The sequence below is a fragment of the Psychrobacillus sp. FSL H8-0483 genome, from assembly GCF_038637725.1.
GTDB lineage: Bacteria > Bacillota > Bacilli > Bacillales_A > Planococcaceae > Psychrobacillus.
In genome coordinates this window covers 909,173-931,260 of record NZ_CP152052.1, presented here as the reverse complement: position 1 = coordinate 931,260, position 22,088 = coordinate 909,173, and the positions used below count along the sequence as shown (strand labels likewise).

Annotated in this window: 16 protein-coding genes; 6 read left to right on the top strand and 10 right to left on the bottom strand. The window is 36.2% G+C overall.

Features of this window, described 5'->3' with window-relative positions; all coding sequences use genetic code 11:
- Positions 1 to 147: 147 nt before the first annotated feature.
- The 3 genes from MHB48_RS04230 to MHB48_RS04220 are packed head-to-tail and all read right to left on the bottom strand — an operon-like array spanning position 148 to position 3,336.
- Positions 148 to 1,236, bottom strand: coding sequence for a hypothetical protein (locus tag MHB48_RS04230; protein ID WP_342600309.1), 1,089 nt, complete (start codon positions 1,234 to 1,236; stop codon positions 148 to 150).
- Between the two features lie 41 nt (positions 1,237 to 1,277).
- Positions 1,278 to 2,639 carry a HAMP domain-containing sensor histidine kinase gene (locus tag MHB48_RS04225; RefSeq protein ID WP_342600308.1) on the bottom strand — a complete coding sequence of 454 codons (1,362 nt, stop codon included), beginning with the start codon at positions 2,637 to 2,639 and terminating at the stop codon, positions 1,278 to 1,280.
- Entirely contained in the window at positions 2,629 to 3,336 is a 708-nt protein-coding gene (locus MHB48_RS04220) for a response regulator transcription factor (protein ID WP_342600307.1), read from the bottom strand. Before MHB48_RS04220 ends, MHB48_RS04225 begins: the two co-directional genes overlap by 11 nt.
- A 321-nt stretch (positions 3,337 to 3,657) precedes the next feature.
- Between MHB48_RS04220 and MHB48_RS04215 the strand changes: the two genes are divergently transcribed.
- Positions 3,658 to 4,257 (top strand): transposase, encoded by a 600-nt coding sequence (locus MHB48_RS04215; protein WP_342600306.1) that lies wholly within the window; start codon positions 3,658 to 3,660, stop codon positions 4,255 to 4,257.
- 27 nt (positions 4,258 to 4,284) lie between these two features.
- Here the strand turns inward: MHB48_RS04215 and MHB48_RS04210 are convergent, their stop codons facing one another.
- Together MHB48_RS04210 and MHB48_RS04205 are read right to left on the bottom strand one after the other, a co-directional pair.
- The gene (locus MHB48_RS04210) at positions 4,285 to 5,103 is read right to left on the bottom strand and encodes a gamma-glutamyl-gamma-aminobutyrate hydrolase family protein (protein WP_342600305.1); all 819 of its coding nucleotides are present in this window, start codon (positions 5,101 to 5,103) and stop codon (positions 4,285 to 4,287) included.
- 46 nt (positions 5,104 to 5,149) lie between these two features.
- Positions 5,150 to 6,220, bottom strand: a complete 1,071-nt coding sequence (locus MHB48_RS04205; protein WP_342600304.1) for a branched-chain amino acid aminotransferase — start codon at positions 6,218 to 6,220, stop codon at positions 5,150 to 5,152.
- A 531-nt stretch (positions 6,221 to 6,751) separates the two neighbouring features.
- On the opposite strand from MHB48_RS04205, the gene MHB48_RS04200 reads away from it, so the two are divergent.
- The 3 genes from MHB48_RS04200 (at position 6,752) to MHB48_RS04190 (ending at position 12,355) form a co-directional block, all read left to right on the top strand.
- A complete protein-coding gene (locus MHB48_RS04200) occupies positions 6,752 to 8,395 on the top strand; it encodes a hypothetical protein (RefSeq protein WP_342600303.1) in 1,644 nt (547 codons plus the stop codon).
- A gap of 76 nt (positions 8,396 to 8,471) precedes the next feature.
- On the top strand, positions 8,472 to 9,926 hold the full coding sequence (locus MHB48_RS04195; RefSeq protein ID WP_342600302.1) for an S-layer homology domain-containing protein: 1,455 nt from the start codon (positions 8,472 to 8,474) through the stop codon (positions 9,924 to 9,926).
- Positions 9,927 to 10,102: 176 nt separating this feature from the next.
- A complete protein-coding gene (locus MHB48_RS04190) occupies positions 10,103 to 12,355 on the top strand; it encodes an S-layer homology domain-containing protein (RefSeq protein ID WP_342600301.1) in 2,253 nt (750 codons plus the stop codon).
- Between the two features lie 61 nt (positions 12,356 to 12,416).
- Here the strand turns inward: MHB48_RS04190 and MHB48_RS04185 are convergent, their stop codons facing one another.
- Together MHB48_RS04185 and MHB48_RS04180 are read right to left on the bottom strand one after the other, a co-directional pair.
- Positions 12,417 to 13,760 (bottom strand): GntP family permease, encoded by a 1,344-nt coding sequence (locus MHB48_RS04185; protein WP_342600300.1) that lies wholly within the window; start codon positions 13,758 to 13,760, stop codon positions 12,417 to 12,419.
- 4 nt (positions 13,761 to 13,764) lie between these two features.
- Positions 13,765 to 14,901 (bottom strand): glycerate kinase, encoded by a 1,137-nt coding sequence (locus MHB48_RS04180; protein ID WP_342600299.1) that lies wholly within the window; start codon positions 14,899 to 14,901, stop codon positions 13,765 to 13,767.
- 127 nt (positions 14,902 to 15,028) lie between these two features.
- Here MHB48_RS04180 and MHB48_RS04175 point away from each other — a divergent pair, with 127 nt between their 5' ends.
- The gene (locus tag MHB48_RS04175) at positions 15,029 to 16,114 is read left to right on the top strand and encodes a sugar diacid recognition domain-containing protein (protein ID WP_342600298.1); all 1,086 of its coding nucleotides are present in this window, start codon (positions 15,029 to 15,031) and stop codon (positions 16,112 to 16,114) included.
- A gap of 429 nt (positions 16,115 to 16,543) precedes the next feature.
- Here the strand turns inward: MHB48_RS04175 and MHB48_RS04170 are convergent, their stop codons facing one another.
- Positions 16,544 to 17,029, bottom strand: a complete 486-nt coding sequence (locus tag MHB48_RS04170) for a C40 family peptidase (RefSeq protein WP_342600297.1) — start codon at positions 17,027 to 17,029, stop codon at positions 16,544 to 16,546.
- Positions 17,030 to 17,180: 151 nt separating this feature from the next.
- Positions 17,181 to 18,434, bottom strand: a complete 1,254-nt coding sequence (locus tag MHB48_RS04165) for a polysaccharide deacetylase family protein (RefSeq protein ID WP_342600296.1) — start codon at positions 18,432 to 18,434, stop codon at positions 17,181 to 17,183.
- Positions 18,435 to 18,650: 216 nt separating this feature from the next.
- On the opposite strand from MHB48_RS04165, the gene MHB48_RS04160 reads away from it, so the two are divergent.
- On the top strand, positions 18,651 to 20,357 hold the full coding sequence (locus tag MHB48_RS04160) for a HAMP domain-containing methyl-accepting chemotaxis protein (RefSeq protein WP_342600295.1): 1,707 nt from the start codon (positions 18,651 to 18,653) through the stop codon (positions 20,355 to 20,357).
- A 198-nt stretch (positions 20,358 to 20,555) separates the two neighbouring features.
- On the opposite strand, the gene gdhA is transcribed toward MHB48_RS04160, so the two are convergent.
- Positions 20,556 to 21,938, bottom strand: a complete 1,383-nt coding sequence (gene gdhA, locus MHB48_RS04155) for an NADP-specific glutamate dehydrogenase (RefSeq protein WP_342600294.1) — start codon at positions 21,936 to 21,938, stop codon at positions 20,556 to 20,558.
- Positions 21,939 to 22,088: the final 150 nt, after the last annotated feature.

The following is a 22,088-nucleotide window of genomic DNA, read 5'->3' as shown; positions in this document are numbered from 1 at the left end:
CTAACGAAATTCCCCAATTAAACGTTGTTGTTAGAAGTTACCACTCTAGGTTGCTTATCAATAAATACAATTATTCTTTTACTAAGTTAATAGTAATTGAGTTAAATGAGAATACACCTAGAGTTTTATTAGAATTTGATGAGAATTTTATTCCCATGTGACAGAAAGTATTTTTCCAGAGATTGCGTGAACTTGAATTGTTGCTTTGCTCGTCTTTTCTTTGGTACTTTCCTTGGTACTTTCCTTGGTACTTTCTTTAATACTTTCTTTGGTACTATCTTTGGATTGGTTCTCAGGTAGTGCCGCTTTCATTACAATTAAGTAATAACCGCCCTCATTTGTTTTCACAAATGAGTTACTTTCCAAAGTTCCTTTATATTGCTGTTGTGCTGTTTTAATCGCTTCTTCTTCCGAAATTAATACGGTTGCCGGTTTATTCGGTTTAATTTCAAGAACTGTTTCTATTACTTCCTCTTTATCTACTGTTATTGAAGCGACTTTTGGTGGTTCTACCTCTTGAGATGATTCTTCTACTTTCACTAGTTCAGTTTGGGACGATTCCTCTTTATTCGTTGCTGCTGTTTTTACTTCTTCTGTTTTACTTGAATCAGAAGTTAATACATCTTTAATTGCATCTTTAATAACTTCTTTAATCTGTTTTTCTTCCTTTTCTTCTTTTGCTTTTTCTTCTGCTTTAGAAGTTGGAGGCTTTACTGATTTTACAGTAGTTTTTTCAGTAGCATTTTCAGTAGCTATAACTGTTTCCGATGGCTGTTTAGAAGTATCTTTTGGTTTTTTACTAATAATTATTTGTGTCGGAAGTTTCACTTCTTCAACATTTGTATTCGTTTCTTTAGGTGTTGTATTTTCAATGAGTGGTTTTTCCACAATTAGAATTGTATCTTCCGTGATAGTATCTATGGATTCTGCTGTTTTATTATCTTTTTCCATAATAAGTGTGTCCGTTTGCTCTAGCGAATAAATTTCACCTGTAACAGCATTCATTTCTACTAAATAAACTGCTCCGCTTTTTGTAATAACCGCTTTGTACATATCATTCATCATCGTAACGCCTGCTACTTCTGCGTCATACATATGCTCAAGTTGGGAGCGGACTTCATTTTCAGATATCAACTGTTGGCTATTTTGTGTGATCTTTAATAAAAGTAAAATTCCTACTGCACCTGTTATCACTACAAACATCAATAGAAATCTTTTTACTTTGAAAAATTTCATTCACGCTTTCCCTCCTCCAATTCTATTTTAATGGACAAACATTAAAAATCGCTGAGAATTGGACTATTTGGAATAAAAATATGAATAGTCGTTCCAAAGCCTACTGTACTTTCTATCGTCAATTGTGCAGACAGCCGCATGGCAATATCTTTTGCGATGGCCATACCGAGTCCTGTTCCACCTGTTTTTCTATTTCGGTCTTCATCTACACGATAAAATCGGTCAAAGATAAACTCTATATCTTTTTTCGAAATGCCATTTCCAAAATCCATAATAGAAATTGTCGTGCCCATTTCATCAGCTATAATGGACGTTTTGATTTCTTGTTCACTATACTTTCGAGCATTATCTAAAATAATAAAAAGTAATTGTCTTAATTGTTCAATATCCGTATTTGCATAGATTGGCCCTTCCCCTTTTAGTAAAAACTTACGATCATATGCAGTTCGCATAGATTGCAAAGTAGATTCTACTAAATCAAATACATCGATTGCTTGGAAATGATGCACATTGTAACCATTCCCTTTTGCCAGTAACAACATTTGAGAGATCATTTCTTTCATTCTACCAGTTTCGCTTATGATCACTTGTACGGATTCTTCAGCAATCGCCTTGTTCTCAAAGCCATGACGTGAGAGTAGCTTTGCATAGCTCTCTATAACAGTTAGAGGTGTCTTTAATTCATGTGAAGCATCCGATACAAATTGCTCTTGTTTTTTATAATTTTGCTCCAGTTGCACCATCATCTCATTAAAAGCAAAACCCATTTGTGCCATCTCGTCTTTCCCTTTAGATCGGACGGCTATTTTTTCATAATTCCCTGACAGCCTACTTTGTGACATTGTATTAATTAATTTTTTAATGGGACTAGTGATAATATTACCGAGCGTTACACTAGAAGCAGTCATGAGAAGCATTCCAGCTATCGTCACACCAACTAATATAAGGCGTAAGAAGTCTAAGTTCTTTTCCACATCCAATAGTATTTTCATCGTCTGAACTTCTACAATATCACCATTCAGCCAAATGACTGGTTTACTTATTGTTAAAATAGGCGCCCCTTGGAATGTTCCAATTGCATACCTATCTCCTACCTCAAGCTCTGGTATATAAGTATTCACCCCGTCTATCGTTTGTACAAACAATTCTGATTCTCCGTATTTATCAATTACTCGAATACCACCAGTAGTAGGAATAAATGTGCGTAAAATAGTCGCCGCATCATCTTCCTCCTTCATTTTACTTAATGCAGTGATTAACTCATCTACATCTGTGTTAAGTTGTTTATATTCCGTATCAAAAGCCATTTTTTCAAATAAAAAATATACACCAATATTCATCATGCTTATGATGACTAACGTAAGGATAGTAGAAAATAGGTGTATTTTTGTTTTAAGCTTCATTCCTTTGCTCCTTCAGTACATACCCAACACCACGTACTGTTTGAATATGAGAAGGCTTTTGATTCTCTTCCAATTTTTTTCGAACATATCTTATGTAAACATCGACAACATTTGTGTCGCCATAATAATCAAAGCCCCATACCGCATCTAATAGCTGCTCTCTTGTTAGCACTTGGGTAGGATGCTTCATTAAGTAAAGCAATAAATCATATTCACGAGGAGTTAGGTTAATCGACTCACCATCATTTGTGATTTCACGAGTTTGTTCGTTTAACATGAGTGAATGAAAAGTATGTACATTCTCTACTTTTATAGCAATAGATGGAGAGGATTTTGTAAACCGAATTGCTGAACGAGCCCGGGCAAGCAGCTCTTCAATTTCAAACGGCTTCGTCACATAATCATTTGCACCTAAATCCAAACCAGTCACTTTATCATCTAAATTACTTTTAGCTGTTAACAAAATAACAGGTGTATCCGATTCTGTCGCACGGATTCGTCTTAGTACATCTAAGCCATTTAAACCAGGCAACATTAAATCTAGCAGTACTAAATCCCACTGTTGTTCTCTATATTTAATCAGACCATCTGTCCCTGTATATGCAATATCTACCGCGTAGCCTTCGAATTCTAACTCCAATTGTAGAACACGAGCAATATTTTCCTCATCTTCAATAATTAAGACATGTTTTGTCATTCCGAAGCCTCCTCTTTCCTCCTATTTTATCACACAACATTAGAACATTTTAATACGCTCATTTTAATAAGGTATCGTTACAGTATTGTTACTGGTGCCAGGCACCAGTAACAATACTGTAACAATCATTTTGGAACGTAAATGAAAAAATGGTTAGGTTAAGAATTTTATTTTGAGGGCTTTTTAGGTGTCACAATTTATTTTTGGAGCGTTTTGATAGTTAAGAACTAAATTGTTGCAGGAAAATGCAAATTGTGACAATTGCGGTTCTATTTTTTTTGTTATATGGTGGAATCAAATCATTGGAGGTGTGTATTTTCTATGGGTAGAATGAGAAGAATTTGGCAACCGGAGATTTTTTATCATGTGACGATGCGGGGAAATAATCGACAGAATATATTTTTGAATGATGGGGACTTTAAGCTCTTTTTTCGTGCATTACACTTCACTTTCAAGAAATATCCATTTACTATCATTGCTTACTGCATGATGAATAATCATTATCATCTGCTTATTCGTTCACCAGAAGTGCCACTTTCAGATGTGATGGCACTCATTAACAAACGCTACTCAGAGTATTTCAAGCGGAAGTATAACTATTTTGGACAACTTTATGAAACGCGCTATTTCGCTAGCATGGTTTCCGATCCTATGAGTTTATTAAATGTGAGTAGCTATATTCACCAAAATCCACTAAATACAACAAGACCTATCGTTGATAAAATAGAACATTATCCTTATAGCTCTTTTCAATATTACTATCAGCACAAAAAACCAGAGCACCCTTTTGTTAATACACAATTGCTTCCAGCAATAATGGAAAGATATCCTGAAATAAAAACGAAAGACTATTGTACGTATTGCGAGAATTTCCGCATGGAAGAAGAAAAACCCTCTCTTAGTCAGTATAGCTTGACATAAGACAGGATTCTTTCTTTAGGCAATTGTTTATTCACTAGGTATAAGGGAGAGCTTTAGATTAGCTACATTACATGCTTCTACAAAAGCATGGAAAAGCGGTCGAATGGTTGAAACTGTGCCTTCCATCATTTCTGGATGCCATTGAACTGCTACGACGAAACGGTTACCTGTTTCCCATTCCATCCCCTCTATAATTCCGTCGGGAGCGATCATTGTTACTTTAAAACCTTGCCCTAGCTCTTTTACTGCCTGATGATGAAAACTATTAACCCCAAGCTCTTCCGATTGATAAATTTCATAGAGTAGAGATTCTTTCTCAATACTCACTGAGTGAAATGCATGATGCTTCACTGCTTTATGGACAGAATGATTCATTCCTTCAGGTTTTTGAGTTTGCAAGTCTTGGTAAAGTGTTCCTCCTGTTGCAACAGTTAATAACTGCATCCCACGACATATCCCAAGTACAGGTAATGATGTCTCCAATAAAACCTTTTGCGCCAACTTTACTTCATGGTTATCGCGTTTTGGTTCAATCAATCCAAGTCCAAATCTAGGGTATTCTCCATAGTAATTTGGATCGATATCCGATCCTCCAGAAAATAATATTCCATCTAGCTTTTGTAAAAGAGGTGTTAATGTTTCTAAATCCTCCGTAATAGGTAAAATTACCGGCACTCCACCTGCACGTTCTATTGCAACAATATAATCGTCTGCAAGCAGTTGCCATTCTTGATTTTTAGCACCTATTCCAGATGCTAATCCAACAGTATCATCAGTTAAATAATTTGCACAAATACCAATAAGTGGTTTCATTGTTCGTCTCCCCGTTTCAATGCTAAATGACATAAAATGATCGCTCCAATTTGAAAGGAGCGACACCTTTACTCTATTCTTATAATTCAACAACCCATCCAAAAGGATCTAAAAGATTACCTTTTTGAATTCCTGTTAATGTTTCATATAATTTGGATGAAAGCTCACCAGTTTCGCCGTTATTCACATAAAATAACTCGCCTTTCCAGCGAAGCTCGCCTATTGGAGAAATAACAGCGGCCGTTCCCGTTCCAAAAGCCTCATCTAACTTTCCATTCAGATAAGCTTCGCGAATTTCTTCCATGGAAACTTTACGCTCTGTAACTGGAACATTCCAATGCTTTAATAGTTGGATAATCGATTTACGCGTAATACCGTCTAAAATACTACCGTTTAAAGAAGGAGTTACAACTTCTCCATCAATTTTGAAGAATACATTCATGCTACCTACTTCTTCAATATATTTTCGTTCAATCCCATCTAACCAAAGTACCTGTGAGTACCCTTCACGATCTGCCACTTCCTGTGCTTTTAAACTGGAAGCATAGTTTCCTGCAGTTTTCGCAGTACCAGTCCCCCCTGCAACAGCACGAACATATTCATTTTCTACAAGAATTTTAACAGGGTGAATACCCTCTTTATAATAAGAACCTACAGGTGACATGATAATGATGAAACTATAAGTAAGAGCAGCGGAAACCCCCAAATGAGCCTCGGTTGCAATCATAAATGGTCGAATATATAAAGATGTACCAGGTTCAGCTGGAATCCATTCTTTATCAACCTCAATTAACTGCTTCAATGCTTCAATCGCATGATCTTCATCGATTTTTGGCATGCTCAGTCTGTCACATGAAATGTTCATACGCTTCATATTTTCTTCTGGACGGAATAAACGGACAACACCGTCTTCTGCTAGATAAGCTTTCATGCCTTCAAAAACTGTTTGCCCATAATGAAAAATAGTTGCAGAAGGATCTAAAGTTATTGGCTGATAAGGGACAATTCGATAATCATGCCAGCCTACACCATCTGTATAATCTGCAATAAACATATGGTCAGTAAACGTTCTACCAAATAGAAGTTGGTCTGCTGGTACTTTTTCTTTCTTGTTTTCATTTTTTGTAATTTGAATTTTTAGACTACTCATGTCGTAATTTTCCCCTATCAATAAAATTTATTAAATTGCAACTAGTTTCTGTGTGCAATATATTATATGCAATTATACTACTTTTAAGAAAATTGGAAATACCTTTTTAAAATTAATTTCAAAAACTTTAAGTACATGAATCAATTTCATAATTCCAATTTAAAAAAACAAGAACAATACAAAAGGAAACTAAAGGAATATATATTTTAACGAAATAAAGTATAGTTATTCCCGCTATAGGCGGACGCTTTCCGCAGGGTGAACGATAAGCCATCACCGCAGCTCACGCGTCGTTTGTGATGGCTTATCTGTTTCATTCATCCCGCTGGAGTCGCCGCCTGTCGCTTCAATCAACTTAAGTATAAATGTTTGTATTTTAACAACAAAGTACTATTTATGAAATTAACTTACATATTATCATTCTGTTTCATTTGAATTACATAAATTCTCATTTTTCCATAAAAGTATTAGACTTTCTACCGATAAATTAGGTATACATATAAATTCTAAAAATTTTAAGGAGGCAATAAATTGTCCAAAAAACACAAGCTCATACTCCCAATGATAATTCTACTATATAGTTACTTCCTCTATCCGGTTCAAGCAAATGCATCCACTATTGTAAAAGGAACATTTGTAGACGTCTCTTATGAAAATGTTTCTTTACCTAATGGGGCTGTTGATAAAATAATAAAAACAATTACCATTCAAAATAACAGTGGTAAAACAATTTCTTTAAATATCGATAAATACGCTTCCCTTTCCATTAATTCTACATCGACAACAATAGATGCATTCAAGTTAGGAATGAAAGTGGAAGCTGATGTCAATTTACGTAAGGTGAAAGCACTTCGCGGCTTCATTGATGTATCTCAAGAAAAAACAGATGCTATCGGAAAATCCATTGCTGGAACAATTAATAAAATTGATAAAAAAGGTACTTTTATTTCTATCAGACTTGATAATGGAATATCTAAAACCTTCTATATAAATAATGAAACGGAATTTTATAAAGACACTAATCTTGTTGATCTAAGCCTTTTATACGAGGGCGATCGAGTGAAGTTAAAGATAGAAGAACATAACTCTAATATTCTTACTTCTGTTGAAGTAATTACGCAAGGTGCTATAATAGAAAACCTTTATAAAGGTACTATTAAACAAATTGACCCGATTCAAAACAAGTTAATTGTAAATGATGAACAAGTATTTCGCGATTGGAAGTGGCAATCTCAAATACCTGTTGGTAATTCTTCCAAAACATATTCAACCAAAACACCAATCTTTGTTGGCAATAAACAAATAGAACAAGATCAGCTCCGCTACTATGCCAATGATGAAGTTTACTATGTAACAGTTAGTCAATTCGGAAAAGAAATCATTCAAAAGATCGTGATAAAGCGGACGAATGAACGAACGTTTTATGAGCCTATGACTTCTATCAATACGACTACCAAGAAAATTGGATTAAAAAATATTGGGATTGTTCCATATCATGACGGATCCATCATTATTCGTAATGGAAGATTAGTTGACTCCTATAGTCTTCAATCAAGTGGAACAGCCTTTGTCGTAACAGATGGAACGAATACAAGCCAATACGCAAACATTGTGCATGTGACAAATGATGGATTCCAAAGCCCGAATTTAGCAGAACACGCCGTTTATTATGGAAAAATTAGCTCCGCTGGGACATACAATATTACCATTAATAATGCGAAGAAACTATCAAACAACTATTGGACTACTGCTCCAATTACAAGACTTACTATGAGTGATGATACGAACGTGGTGGAAGATTTCAGACGTTCAACAATATCCGTAGTCCCTAGAAATGAAATGGATGAAAGAATTGGCCAATATGGCTACTTCTACGTTCAAGACAACCAAATTGTTGCCGCTCATATTGTTGGTACTTCGACTAATATCGCTCAACTAGTTTCCGTAGGACGCCTGGAATATGCAGCGCACGGAACAACACTTCGAGTACAAAACGTAAGCCACTGGTACCAAGGTATTTGGAAAGAAGCAGGCAAAATTTATAGTATGAATGTTGAACAAGCTACAATTATTAAAGATGGAAAAGTAATAACCATTGATGAATTAGAACCAAATGATCGACTATTCATCATTCATGAGTCTGTTGTAAAAGGACGTATCATTTTAGTCAATTAAGTAGAAAGTGGCATGTGAGCATCTATGTTTACATGCCACTTCAACTTTGACATGAAAAGAGGGAAATAATATAAACATGAACACATTTATTAAGAAACTATCTATTTATTTTACAGCAGTTATCTTATCACTTGTTTTATTCAATGAAACAACAAATGCAAAAGCACCTGACTTTAATGGAGGTGTATTAAATGAATATACATATGAAGAAGTAATCTTCTTATCTGGAGCACCTGTTAAATTCTCTGGAAAAGCGACCATTACAGAAAAAGAAAATAAAAACCTAATAACGACAACTTATAAATTTAATCTCTCCAATGCATTAGGAGATAAATTAACTAGAAGTATTGTATATGTCTCTACTTTAGAAGCTTTTGAAGATAAAGGTCAAACTACCTCCAATACTTCTGTCAAAAGTTTTTCTGAAAAAGTGACAATCGGTACAGATACCTATACATTAGATGATTTTCAATTTTCTCAGGCTTCTGTCATTGATAATCGACCTGCAACAGATTACTACTCAGGTAATATAGTCGGTCGTAAAATTTATCTTAAAACTTCCAAAGGAACAGGAAGTTCAACAAATAAAGAGACCATTACCGTATTTATTAATGGAAGAGATGTAGGATATAAAAACTTTTGGGGTGCTACTGAAACACAAGTCATGGATTACGAAATAAACACACGTCTAGGAAATGCATTTATCACGAGCAAAGTTTCGGACAGTAAATCGAAAATACTTCAATATGAACCACATCCTCCTTCTCTATCTAGTTTTGTTGGTGGACATACCGTTATTAACTCAAGCAATATGATTTCGGAATATACATATGATATTCCATATGCAAAAATTGCAAGTAATAAAAAAGGTACTATTAATCTAAATCAAGAAAAAGTTCCAACAATTGAACGACTAATTGTCCCTAAATTTCGCGATTTATCTAACCACTGGGCAAAAGATGATATCGAAAAGCTGTATTCTCTCGGTATTTTTGATGAATCAAGTTCATTTTTCTCCCCAAATACACCAATGAATAGATACCAATTTACAACAGGAGTATTAAAGGCTGTGGATCTTCGTGTTCTAGAACAACCTAAAAATAAAAAGCCTCCTACTAAAGCAATTTTTTCTGATTTAGATCCTAAAGCTCCTGATTATTTATATATTGAGAGCGCCGTTGAGAAAGGCATTATTAATGGAGTAAACCCAAGTAAATTTGCACCAAATCAACCTATTACGAGAGCTCAAGCTGTAGCTATTTTAGTTCGTGCTTTAGGTTTGGAAGGGCGCGCACCAAGTCCTGGATTCAAAACTAATTTTGCAGATGATAAAAAGATACCAGCATACGGAAAGGAAAGTGTCTATGTAGCAACGGAGCTTGGCTTAATTAATGGAGATGAGAAGAATCGATTTAATCCAAATCAATCTTTAACTAGAGCACAATCTGCTGCAATGATTGCTCGATTTTTAAACTTTCTAGAAAATGATTTAAAACAAAATTATCGAGATGATATGCTCTTTTTTGATTAGGCTCTGTTAAACATTCATTTTGTTAGGCACGAAAATCCGTTACCACATGGATGTGGCGAATGTAGGATTTGTTCCCAGAATCCCGCTTGGGGGTCTTGGCAGTCCGTTAAACTGCAGGAGTCTCGCGGATTTTCGTTATAAAACATAGCCCTTGATTAATAGAAAGGAAAGATTAGATGAAAAAATTGAAAATGCAATCAATACTACTTCTTATGATGACTTTACTTTTTTTTATTCCTAGTATTACGCTACAAGTAAATGCTGCTAATCTCTATAAAGACATTAATAAGGATTATTGGGCCTATTCTTCGATTGTATGGGCCAATAAAAAAGGGATCATGAAAGGTTACCCTGATGGAACATTCGGACCTACTAAAGCAATAACTGAATCTCAGTTAGTATCCGTACTTTCTAAATTCGATACTTCCTATAAGGCAACTGGTTCTTATATAACAAAGCCCGGCGAGCCTACCTCCGCTGGATATTATCGATACTTCAAAAGTAAGAATATGCCTGTAAATGGTTATACAAACACAAAAAAAAGAGATAAAGCAGTTACAAGAGGGCAGTTTGCTCGAATCATCGCAGCAGCAGATGGTCTGAATCTGACAGAACCCTATGCGGTACAGTATTTTTACAGTCAAAATCTTTCTAGTGGTTCAAGTGGAAAGAAAACCTATGAAGATTTCAATCCAGCTAAAGCATTAACTAGAGCAGATGCAACTGTTTTTCTAAATAGACTTGCTAATCGACGGACATTTAAGATATCAGGTATAAGTGGTACCATTTTTGGAAGTGATAATGTAGCGATAGATAAACCTACTGATTTTCCAGATACAGGTACAATTGTTTTTCCAGGTCCCTCTGATAAAGAACCTGATAAAAAACCCGTTTCTCCAACGTATGATTCTCGCCTAGCAGATATGGACATACAGCATCCGACATTAATTGCAAACGGAGTAGATTCATCTTTCATTACACTCATTTTAAAAGATTGCTATGGAAACACTATTTCATATGATAAATCTATTCCTTTTGTTGTTACTTCTAAATTAGGAGCAACTATTACAGGTGAACAAGGTGGGAAATGGTCTAGCTCGACTACTCTATACACAGACGGTCCTGATATATCAGCACAAATAACCGCATTAAAATCAACAAAATCACTCAATGATACAATTTCATTTAAGATTAGTGACACTAACAGCACTGGAGTAAATATGGCCTGCTATAAAAATCCTGTTTCTGTGAAAATAAGTTATGATCCACAAGCAGAGCTTCGTATTGAACATGAAGTTTTTAATAAGGAGTCGATCTCTGTTAAAGCATCTATTGTTCGACCAGGTGGTCAAATCATAACAGATTATAATGGAAAGGTTCGCTTCGACTCTGCTCAGCTTTCTTTTTCAAATAATGAAGTAAGTTTTGTAAATGGAGTTGCTAGAACCTCTATTAAATCTTATCCATGGGGGGATTCTTCCCTTAGTGCTAAAATTTCACAAGGAGATGCAAGATACACAAGCGAACTTACTTCCATTTTAAATAAATTTCATAGTCACGAGATAAATGGTGACCGTCCGCTTTATGCAGATTACAGCTGCCCTAGAGACTTTGAGGTTGGATTTATTATAGACTCGTCTGGAAGTATGAAACGAAGCGATCCAAGCCGACTTCGCGTTTCTAAATCACAGGAATTAATATCTATACTTAATGCTCCGACAAATGTTGGTGCACATTTTGATTCAAAAGGTTACCTTCTTGGAAAAGGATCTCCTTCCTTTATTAGTTCTACTTTTAACCAAGTTAGACAAGCTGGTGGAACCAATATTGCAGATGGACTTGATAAGGCATTTGATTCTTTTTCAACGAACAACACACCCAAAATAGCTATTTTACTAACTGACGGGAAGTCTAGTACAAGTAAGATTGTTTCATTAATTCAAGAGGCTAGAGACCGTAATATTACTGTATATACAATCGGACTTGGAGATAAAAAGTTTTTGAACGAAGAACTACTGGAACAAATAGCAAATAGTACAGGTGGTAGTTATTATCATGTTGCAGAAAGTACTGATATTGCTGCTGCTTATCAAGCAATTCTAGACGAAATTTCATGTGAAACCAACATCCCAAGTTGTTCCTATTATGATCAAGGATTCCGATCAGCTACTATTAAGTCTACTAGAACAAGCTTTTACATGAACACGTTTATAAGTGAAAATTGTGGGGAAGTTGCTAGAGTGATCGTTCAATTTACATCACTAGATGGTAAAATTGACTACGAACTCATTTATAGAGGACAAAATTATTATGCACTTGAAAAAGAAATACACGAAATTACGGACCTTACCCTTTTCACAGAAGGTACATTTATTGCATATGATGCTGAAGGAAATAAAATTGGCGAAAAAACCGTAACGATTCAATAAATAATAAAAACGTCTCGAGTGATATTCATTCACTTGAGACGTTTTTTGTACTCATATTTATTTAAACGAAAATGAACCAAAGAATCATGGTCACAATAATGGTTGTCACACCTTGTAACAATGTTGCCATTGTTTGTGCTTTGTAAGCATCCGTTACTTTCATACCGCTGAACTGCGTCACGACCCAGAAGTAGCTGTCATTTACGTGACTCACCGTCATAGCACCTGCCCCAACTGCCATCACAACTAGCGCTAACGGTAATGCACCTTCGACACCTATAGTTGGTAGCATTGGTGCAATTAATGAGGAAGTTATGACTAGTGCTGCTGTAGAAGATCCTTGAGCTGTTTTCAATGCTGCTGCGATTAAGAAAGGTACTAATAAGAACCAAGCTCCGTTTGCAAGAGCACCTAAATCCATTTGCTGCAATAAGTCTGCTACACCAGAGTTTTTAATAACTGTACCAAATGATCCACCAGCACCTGTGATTAATAGAATAGGAGCCGCTTCTTTTAAGCTTTCGCCAATCCATCCCGATAAAGTCTTTTCACTAATTTCCGGTAACAGTAGGAATGAAGCAAACACTCCAAATAATAATGCTACTGTCGGTGCCCCTAAAAATCGTAGGAATTGCGTAAAGCCTGTTTCGCTACCTGTCAATGCCGCTACCGAACCTATACCGATTAATACAATTGGCAATACGATCGGAAGAAATGATTTAAATGTAGATGGCATTTTACCAAATGACTTAATTACTTCTTCATAATCTAGCGCTTCTTCCTCATCTGCTTGTACTTCAATTGTTGTACCTACTTTTATTGCCCATAGATAACCAACAATTACCGCTGGAATTGCGACAAATAAACCAACTAATATAATGGTTCCTAAATAATCTGTTGCACCTATGTTACCAGCAGCTGCAATCGGCCCTGGTGTTGGTGGTACTAGCGTATGGGTTGCATATAAGCCTGTGGATAACGCAATGGCCATCGATGCAACTTTTACTTTCGCACGCTTAGCTAATGATTTTTTCAAGCTAGATAAAATAATGTACCCAGAGTCACAAAATACGGGTATCGACACAATATACCCTATAATAGACATTGCTAGTTGTGGACGTTTCTCCCCTAAAACCCGAAGCACCACTTCTGCCATACGATATGCTGCACCAGACTTTTCTAAAATAACTCCGATAATCGTACCTGCAACAATGACAATACCAATACTCGTCATCAGCCCGCCAAAACCAGCGTTTACATTTTCTACGACCGTAAGTAGTGGCATACCTGAAGCAATACCCACAAAAAACGCACTAATTAAAAGAGCTAAAAATGGATGAAGTTTGAACACGGCAGTTGCTACAACCACAAAAATAACGCCTAATAAAATGACTAAAAACAACATTTTCTCACACCCCTTTTTCTATTATTAACTGCATTGTTTCTTTTGTTCTCAATCGTAAATAAAAAGCAGCATTTCGAATCGATTCTTCTTTTGAAATCTCGCTATCTGCTACACTAGCTAGTTTATAAAAATAAGTAGATAGTTCCGAAAAACTCTCTTCTTCAATAAAACCAGAAATTAATATTACAGGAATACCTTTCTTTTTTGCAGCATTCGCAATGCCAATAGGCGCCTTACCAGAAAGTGTTTGATTATCTGTTTTCCCTTCGCCTGTAATGATGAAATCAGCACCCTCTATTTGTTTATGAAAGTTAATAGCTTCCATGACAACCTCTATACCAGGTTTTAATTCAACTGGGAAAAATGCAAGAAATGCACCGCCGAGTCCCCCTGCTGCACCTGCTCCAGCTCGATTATGAAGCGTGATGCCAGTCAGACGTTCAATATTATTGGCGAGATGCAATAAGTTTTGATCTAGCGTCTCTACTAAATCAGGTGTCACGCCTTTTTGAGGGCCAAAAATAGCTGTTGCTCCATTTGGACCGATAAAAGGATTATCCACGTCACAAGCGATGATAAAATGACATTCCTCTATTCGTTTATCAAAGGTAGTTACATCTATTTCATACAAATCTCTTAATGATTGCGGTCCTTGTGGTAATGCTTCTCCGTCTCTATTTCGAAACTTCATACCCAAAGCCTGTAACATTCCGGTACCACCATCATTTGTCGCACTACCACCAATTCCTACAACAAATTTTCTGTACCCACTATCTAGTGCATGACGGATGAGCTCCCCAGTTCCATAAGTAGAGGCTTCCAGTGGATTTTTTTCATGCTCCTCTAAAAGCGTTAAGCCAGATGCTCTCGCCATTTCAATGACGCAAGTTTTTCCGTCTCCGAGCACACCATATTCCACTCGAATTGGTCGGCCAAGTGGATCTTGTACTTCGAGATGAACGGTATGCCCATTTGTTGCAATAATCAGAGGTTCAAGTGTTCCTTCTCCACCATCTGCTACAGGAAGTAGTACAGTTTCGATCATTGGGTTAATTTCATTCATTGCAGCTACCATTTCTTGTGCAGCCTCTGTTGCTGTTAATGAACCTTTGAAAGAATCAGGACTAACAACGATTTTCATAGGTTCTCCCCCTTTTTGTTAAGCGCTTACATAAAATTATAGTGTTAATAATTTTTATTTACATTATACTTATTGTATAAGTTTTCTGTATTATAACAGGTGGTATTTTATACTTATCGGAGGTTCTATGATTACAAAACAACTTGCCCAACAAATTGTTGAACAGACGACGCTGAGGCTTCACCGAAATATTAACGTTATTCAAACGAATGGAATGATTCTTGCTTCAGGGGATCAACTACGTGTAGATAGCATTCATGAAGGGGCAGTTAACGTTGCCCAAACGAAAAAGCCTTTGTGGATTACAGAGGATAATAAACACTTATTTCCTAGGACGAAGCCAGGTATTAATTTACCTATATTTTTTCAAGAGGAATTAGTCGGGGTCATTGGAATCACAGGAAATCCAGAAGAAATCGAAGAAATTGCAACACTTGTCCAGCTTACAACCGAAATGATGGTCCACCAGGCGCTAATTGTTTCCGAACGAGAATGGAAACGAAAAATGCAAGAGATGGTATTTGAAGAATTAATGAGTGGACAACCGATTCAAAAAGTCATTTTCGAACGAATAAATAAAATAGGTTTTCTAAATAAACCCCCATTCCATGCAATAATGATTGAAATTAGCCCAGAATCAAAATCATACCAAAATATTTTTCAAGGAATCGAGCAGTTTTTTCATAGCGATTCTATTTTAATTGGACATTATCAATTAAACGAACATTTTATTCTTACTTCTGACCTAGACGAAAAAGTTTTTAACCGGAAAGTTGCGTTGCTAGCGGAAAAATTAAAGAAATATAATGCACTTCCTATAGGGATTGGACAGATTGTACATTCTCTTGATCAGGTGCATCACGCTTACCAAACCGCGAAAATTGCTCTACAATTTGGTGACCGACATAAGCCAATTATTCATTTCAAAGAGGCAGAAATTTTTTCATTGTTCAAAAAGGGAGAATCTCCAGAAGCAAAACATTTTACACATCGAGTTCTATCCAATTTAGATGACAAGCTCGTTAGCACACTACAAGCATATTTTAATGTCAATCAACAACATGCAATATGTGCAGATACATTAGCAATTCACCGACACACACTTACATATCGTCTAAATAAAATACGCGAGTTGACTGGATATAACCCAACCATTTTTCAAGACGCCATCATACTACAAATCGCATTATGGATGACGATCCGGAAAAACTGATAAGTGCAGCACAGAATTGCATTGCAATGCACTGGACTGCACTTGATGTCCATTTTCAAGAACGCCAGAAAAGTACTGTAGCCAAGAGGTAGAAACACTTGGAGAAAGTGATCGACATTGTGGCTATTCTTTCCTTTCCAAAATCTTTGGCACTTCTTTTACAAGTAGTTATGGAGTGTGACGAATGAACGACTACCACACGATTATCGTAAAATTTGGAGGGATGCAACTTTGTCGCATCAAGAAATCCAGTTAATGGTGTAGAACTCGTTCAGTTCCAAGCACTGCAAAAGCACCTATACGTAGAGTGCCTAGGTTGTTATCACCATTTTAATAAGCAATTTACTGGGTACTTTTGGTTAATCAACACGTGTGCTAAACAACAAAAAAACCGTTTCAGCTTTTCCACTGAAACGGTTGTATGGATCATTATTTTTTTGCTACATATACAGATGCCACTTTCTTAGCACCTACGTATTTGTTCCCCCAATAATAAGGGTCATTTAATTTATCAACTCGAACACCTTTTGATGTAGAAGCATGAATGAACTTTCCACTACCTATGTACATACCAGCGTGAGATACGCCTTTACCTGATGTATTGAAGAAAACTAAGTCTCCCACGGCTAAATCCGCTTTTTTTACTGTTTCCCCTGTGCTATACATTCCTGCTGCTGTTCTTGGCAATGAAACACCATTTATCCTGTAAATGTAATTGAGGAAACCTGAGCAATCAAATCCTGCCTTTGTTGTTCCACCATAACGATATTCAATTCCTATTAGACTTTTCGCACTTGATACGATTTGAGTTGATGCTACAGAGCTTGCTGCTTCTGTATTTCCTGCAAATGTTCCCGCTGCTAAAACTACAGTTAAACTAAAGATAGTAATGATTTTTTTAAACAAAGAAGTCAAAACTTGTTCCTCCAAAAGACACGTATTGAAAAATTCATATAACTAATTTCTGAAAATTTCTCTATACCTATACTAACACGAACAAAACAGCCGTGACTTTACAGTTGTGTAACAAAATGATTACATTAATCTCATTAACAGATTGGGCTTATCATTTAGTTGAAGCTATTTCAGATTCGTTATAGCTGTTCGTTAATTTTTTTGCGAAATCCTCTAATGTATGTTGAGAATGTATTCGAATACGATTGATGCGAAGAGGGTCGTCAAACATTTTTACAGTTCCTTCTCGTATCGTAAATCCTAAACGAATGTTATTTTCCTCCATAGCAGCTAATGCCTTATCGGATGTTTTTCCATACGGATATGCAAGAGAAAGTATTTCATTCTCTGCGTTTTGCAAGGAAGTTAATAAAGTGGAGCCTGTATTTAGATCATTACTTATCGCAAAAGTAGATTCAGATTCTAAGTAACTTTTATTCGTTTTACTATTAAATCGATGAAAATCATGAGTATGCAATTGATAATTAAAAACATCGTCCGTTCTCATTATGTCATTAGCACCGATATATTGATATTTCCATAAATCAAACGCTTCACTTTGCTCGGGCACTTTACTACTAATCAGAAAGCTGATTGCTTTAAAATCTAATCGCTTTAAATAAAGATATGCATATTCCACATTTGATAAATAACCATCATCGAATGTAATTAAAAACACTTTATCCGGGAGTGTTGCTTTTCCTTTTATCCACTCTTCAAATACATGTAAATCTACTGTTCTCCAACCATTTTGTTTCAAATATCTCATTTGTTCTCTAAATTTATTTGTTTCCAAAACAGATAAATTACCTTCATATATTGTACCCAATTTTTCATTGGCCAAATGATGATACATTAATATAGGAATTCCAGTATCTTCTTCTGTACTCTTTCTATAAATGTACCCTATTTGCCCACCAAATTGTACTTGATAAAAGCCAGCTTCTGCTTCTTTAATTGGGACACGAATACCTTTTTTTATTTTACCGATTACTTTTCCACCTGGTTTTGACTGATTATAAACAGATACTTCAGATTTCGTGACAATATTAGTAATATAAGACTCTACCGAATAATTTGCTTTTCCTACTTTTATTGCATTGTCTTTCTGTACATACATCTCTCCATTTCCGAACGGTAATACAAAATACTCTTCTGTCTCTCCTACTAAGTTATACTCCATACCTTTCAATAATCCCGCTAAAGGATAAAACTCGCCTTCTGAGAGTTTTCCATAAGCAACTTCTCTTTTTAATAATTGAATGCGTTCCTGACTTTGTGTCTCCTCTGCTGAAACAGTTTCGTCCATTAATAATATTGAACTAGCTATCACTAACAGAAAAACAACGACTAATTTCTTATACACTTTCCAAACCTCTATTCATTTAATACTATAAGCAATTAGCAAATTATATCATAATAACGTTAAAATAATGGATTTTTTTATTAAAATGCATTAAAATCTTACATGTCATATTAATTAAATGTACATATATTGCATATCTTTTCTTCCCGCTTTTATGGTATAAATAGGTGAATACATAATTATTTAATGGATTAAAGAACAGGGGAGAAATAGAAAGTGAAATTAAAAAACACACTAACAATTCATTTGGGAGCGATTATTGTTGGGATAATCGTAGTTATGCTGTTAATTACTTCTGTTGCTACATATAAAACAGCCTATGACGAATTGTATAAGGCTGCAGGGATAGAAGCATATGGCTGTGCAAATATTACAACTGGTCTGATAGCACCAAATGATATTAAACAAATAATCGCTGGTGATACTGCGACCATTGATGCCGTTGGTAAGCAGTTAAACTGGACAACTGCACATAAAGATATTTTTGAAACCCAATATATTATTGATCTGGATGGAAAATTATTAGCACTCGATGATAATTTAAAAGAGCTAGGTTATAAGGCTGGCGATCAATTTTATACAGATGAAGAAGCCGTTAAAATGCTTACAGAAATGGGACATCCTACATACACAGAAAGTTATGAATTCGCTGGCATGAAGCGTCTTTCTGGTTATGCACCTATTTTTGAAAACCACGATCCTAATGGGAAAATTATCGCTATTAGTGTTATTGATTTTGATGCCTCTATTGTGGCAGATCGAACTTGGGATGTTGTAAGTAAAGGATTACTTGTAAGTGTAATTCCATTGATTCTTGCTTCATTCGTTACCTTTTTATTAATTAGAAGAAAAACTAAACCGCTTTCCGCACTCATTACCTATGCTGGTGAAATCGCAAATGGCAATCTTGCTGTAAAAGATACGAACTTTACGAGTAAGGATGAGATCGGTGACTTAAGCCAAACGCTGAACAGTCTCTCTGGTAACTTACGGAATATTATTGGAACTATACAAACGACTTCTCTTCAATTGTCTCGAAATGCGGAGGAAACGTCGGCTTCTTTAAATGAAATGAAAGATGCTATCCATCAGGTAGCTACGAATATGAGTGAAAATGTGGCATCTATATCAGACGGCACGATCACTGCAGAGCGATCTTCTTCCATTTTACAATCACTGGCGGCAGGTCTTCAAAATTCGAAAGAAAATGCAGATGCGAGTGTTATGAATTCCAAAACGACGATGCAGACTGCTAAAGAAGGACTAACTCGTGCAAGCGAAATTAGTCGTGACATGGATAAAATTCGTAGTGCATCTATTGAAACTGGTGATACCATTCAGCGTTTAAATGAAGCAACGACTAAAATTCAGCATATTACCGGCTCCATTGCAGCAATTGCAGCTCAAACGAATTTACTTGCCTTAAACGCATCCATAGAGGCTGCTCGTGCAGGTGAACAAGGGAAAGGATTTGCTGTTGTTGCTGAAGAGGTTCGAAAACTAGCGGAGCAATCAAATGTAGAAGTCAATCAAGTCGAAATGATCGTCAAAGATATTACAGAAAGTATTCAACTAGTCGTTTCTTCTACAGAAGAGAGCACAAAACTGATTGAAACAGGTTCTGTTACCGTTCAAGAAACATCTCAATCACTAAGCGACATTTCAGCCGCAGTTGCTCAGACAGTGGAAGAAATTTCGATGATCTCTAACATGACAACAATGGAAGCGGAAAATTCCAAAGAGGTTGTGAAATTGATTAATCAATTAACTGAATCTATACACGAAATTGAAGAAGTAACAACATCCATTTCAGCAGTGACCGAAGAAACTACTGCGTCCATCGACGAAGTTGCTACCCGCTCAACTGAAACTAGTCAAGTCGCACAAGAGCTTCAACAAATCGTATTAAGATTTAAACTTTAAAATAAATGAAGGGACCATCTCTCAGTCACATTGTGACTGAGAGATGGTCCCTTTTCCAATGTATTATTTCTGTTCCAGACGGACACTTTCCGCGGGATTCTACCGCAAATATACTCTAAAGAACAATAGCCTTATTTAACAGAGCTTAAAAAAGGGGCATCCCAACGTTGGAAAAACGTTCGAAAGCCCCCTCTTCTATTAATGAATGCCGTGCGCAACCATTGCGTCGGCCACTTTTAGAAACCCTGCTATGTTTGCACCTACGACTAAATTACCAGGAGAACCATAACTTGCAGCAGCCTCATGACAACTTTCAAAAATGTTCTTCATTACTTGTTTTAATTTCTCATCCACTTCTTCCAATGACCAAGATAGACGCATGCTATTTTGAGACATCTCCATGGCAGAAACAGCAACTCCTCCTGCATTTGCAGCTTTTGCTGGTCCAAATAAAACACCTTTCGCTTGGAATGCAAGAACCGCTTCTTCTGTACAAGGCATATTCGCACCCTCACCAATTGCTTTTACTCCATTTTGAATAAGTAATTTAGCATCCTCTTCTACCAACTCATTTTGTGTAGCACACGGCAAAGCAATATCGCAAACTACCGACCAAATATTCCTGCAACCTTCATAGTAAACAGCATTTTTATGGAACTTTAAATAATCTTGAATTCGTTGATTCGTGAATTCTTTTATTTGTTTTACAGTCTCTACATTAATCCCATTTGGGTCATAAATATATCCACCTGAATCACTACATGCCAATACTGTGGCACCACATTCAATTGCCTTCTCCATCGCATAAATTGCAACGTTTCCTGAACCGGAAACAATGACATTTTTGCCAGCAAAACTATCCCCTGTCTGCTTCAGCATCTCCTCCACAAAATAAACAGTGCCATAGCCTGTAGCTTCTTTTCGACCTAAGCTTCCGCCATGGTTGGGATCTTTTCCTGTGAAAACCCCAGCCTCATAACCACCCTTTAAGCGATTATATTGCCCAAACATATAGCCAATTTCTCTTTTACCAACGCCAATATCTCCTGCCGGCACATCCATATCTGGTCCAATGTATTTGCTTAATTCCGTTATAAAACTTTGCGTAAACCGCATTACTTCGCGCTCTGATTTCCCTTTAGGGTTAAAATCAGAACCACCCTTCCCTGCTCCTATCGGCTGTCCAGTTAACGCATTTTTAAAGGTCTGCTCAAAAGCCAAAAACTTCATAATACTGCTATTAACAGTAGGATGGAATCGAATCCCACCCTTATAAGGTCCAATACTATTATTAAACTGAACGCGGAAACCACGATTCACTTGCACCTTTCCAACATCATCTTCCCAAGCTACACGAAACGTAATTACTCGATCTGGTTCCGTTATACGCTCTAAAATCCCATTATGAATAAACTCAGGATGCTTCAAAAACACAGGACGAAGCGAATCAAATATCTCTCGAGTCGCCTGCAAAAACTCCTTCTCCCCAGGATTGCGCTTCTTCACCATTTCATATACTTCATGCACATAATCATTGGCTCTATTTCTCTGCTCCACACTATTTCCATTCAACAAATCCATATCCACCCCTCACTTCTACTTGAATTATTTAGTCATTATTCTATTCTACTATTATCTCCAAAATCTCATATCCATTCAACTTTTATAAACTTTTGTTAATAATTATACATTTTAACCTAACCGAATATGTTCTAGCGTACTCCTGACTTT

Coding starts and splice junctions, on each gene's coding strand:
- MHB48_RS04230 (WP_342600309.1), bottom strand. CDS start 1,236: ATGAAATTTTTCAAAGTAAAAAGATTTCTATTGATGTTTGTAGTGATA.
- MHB48_RS04225 (WP_342600308.1), bottom strand. CDS start 2,639: ATGAAGCTTAAAACAAAAATACACCTATTTTCTACTATCCTTACGTTA.
- MHB48_RS04220 (WP_342600307.1), bottom strand. CDS start 3,336: ATGACAAAACATGTCTTAATTATTGAAGATGAGGAAAATATTGCTCGT.
- MHB48_RS04215 (WP_342600306.1), top strand. CDS start 3,658: ATGGGTAGAATGAGAAGAATTTGGCAACCGGAGATTTTTTATCATGTG.
- MHB48_RS04210 (WP_342600305.1), bottom strand. CDS start 5,103: ATGTCATTTAGCATTGAAACGGGGAGACGAACAATGAAACCACTTATT.
- MHB48_RS04205 (WP_342600304.1), bottom strand. CDS start 6,220: ATGAGTAGTCTAAAAATTCAAATTACAAAAAATGAAAACAAGAAAGAA.
- MHB48_RS04195 (WP_342600302.1), top strand. CDS start 8,472: ATGAACACATTTATTAAGAAACTATCTATTTATTTTACAGCAGTTATC.
- MHB48_RS04190 (WP_342600301.1), top strand. CDS start 10,103: ATGAAAAAATTGAAAATGCAATCAATACTACTTCTTATGATGACTTTA.
- MHB48_RS04185 (WP_342600300.1), bottom strand. CDS start 13,760: ATGTTGTTTTTAGTCATTTTATTAGGCGTTATTTTTGTGGTTGTAGCA.
- MHB48_RS04180 (WP_342600299.1), bottom strand. CDS start 14,901: ATGAAAATCGTTGTTAGTCCTGATTCTTTCAAAGGTTCATTAACAGCA.
- MHB48_RS04175 (WP_342600298.1), top strand. CDS start 15,029: ATGATTACAAAACAACTTGCCCAACAAATTGTTGAACAGACGACGCTG.
- gdhA (WP_342600294.1), bottom strand. CDS start 21,938: ATGGATTTGTTGAATGGAAATAGTGTGGAGCAGAGAAATAGAGCCAAT.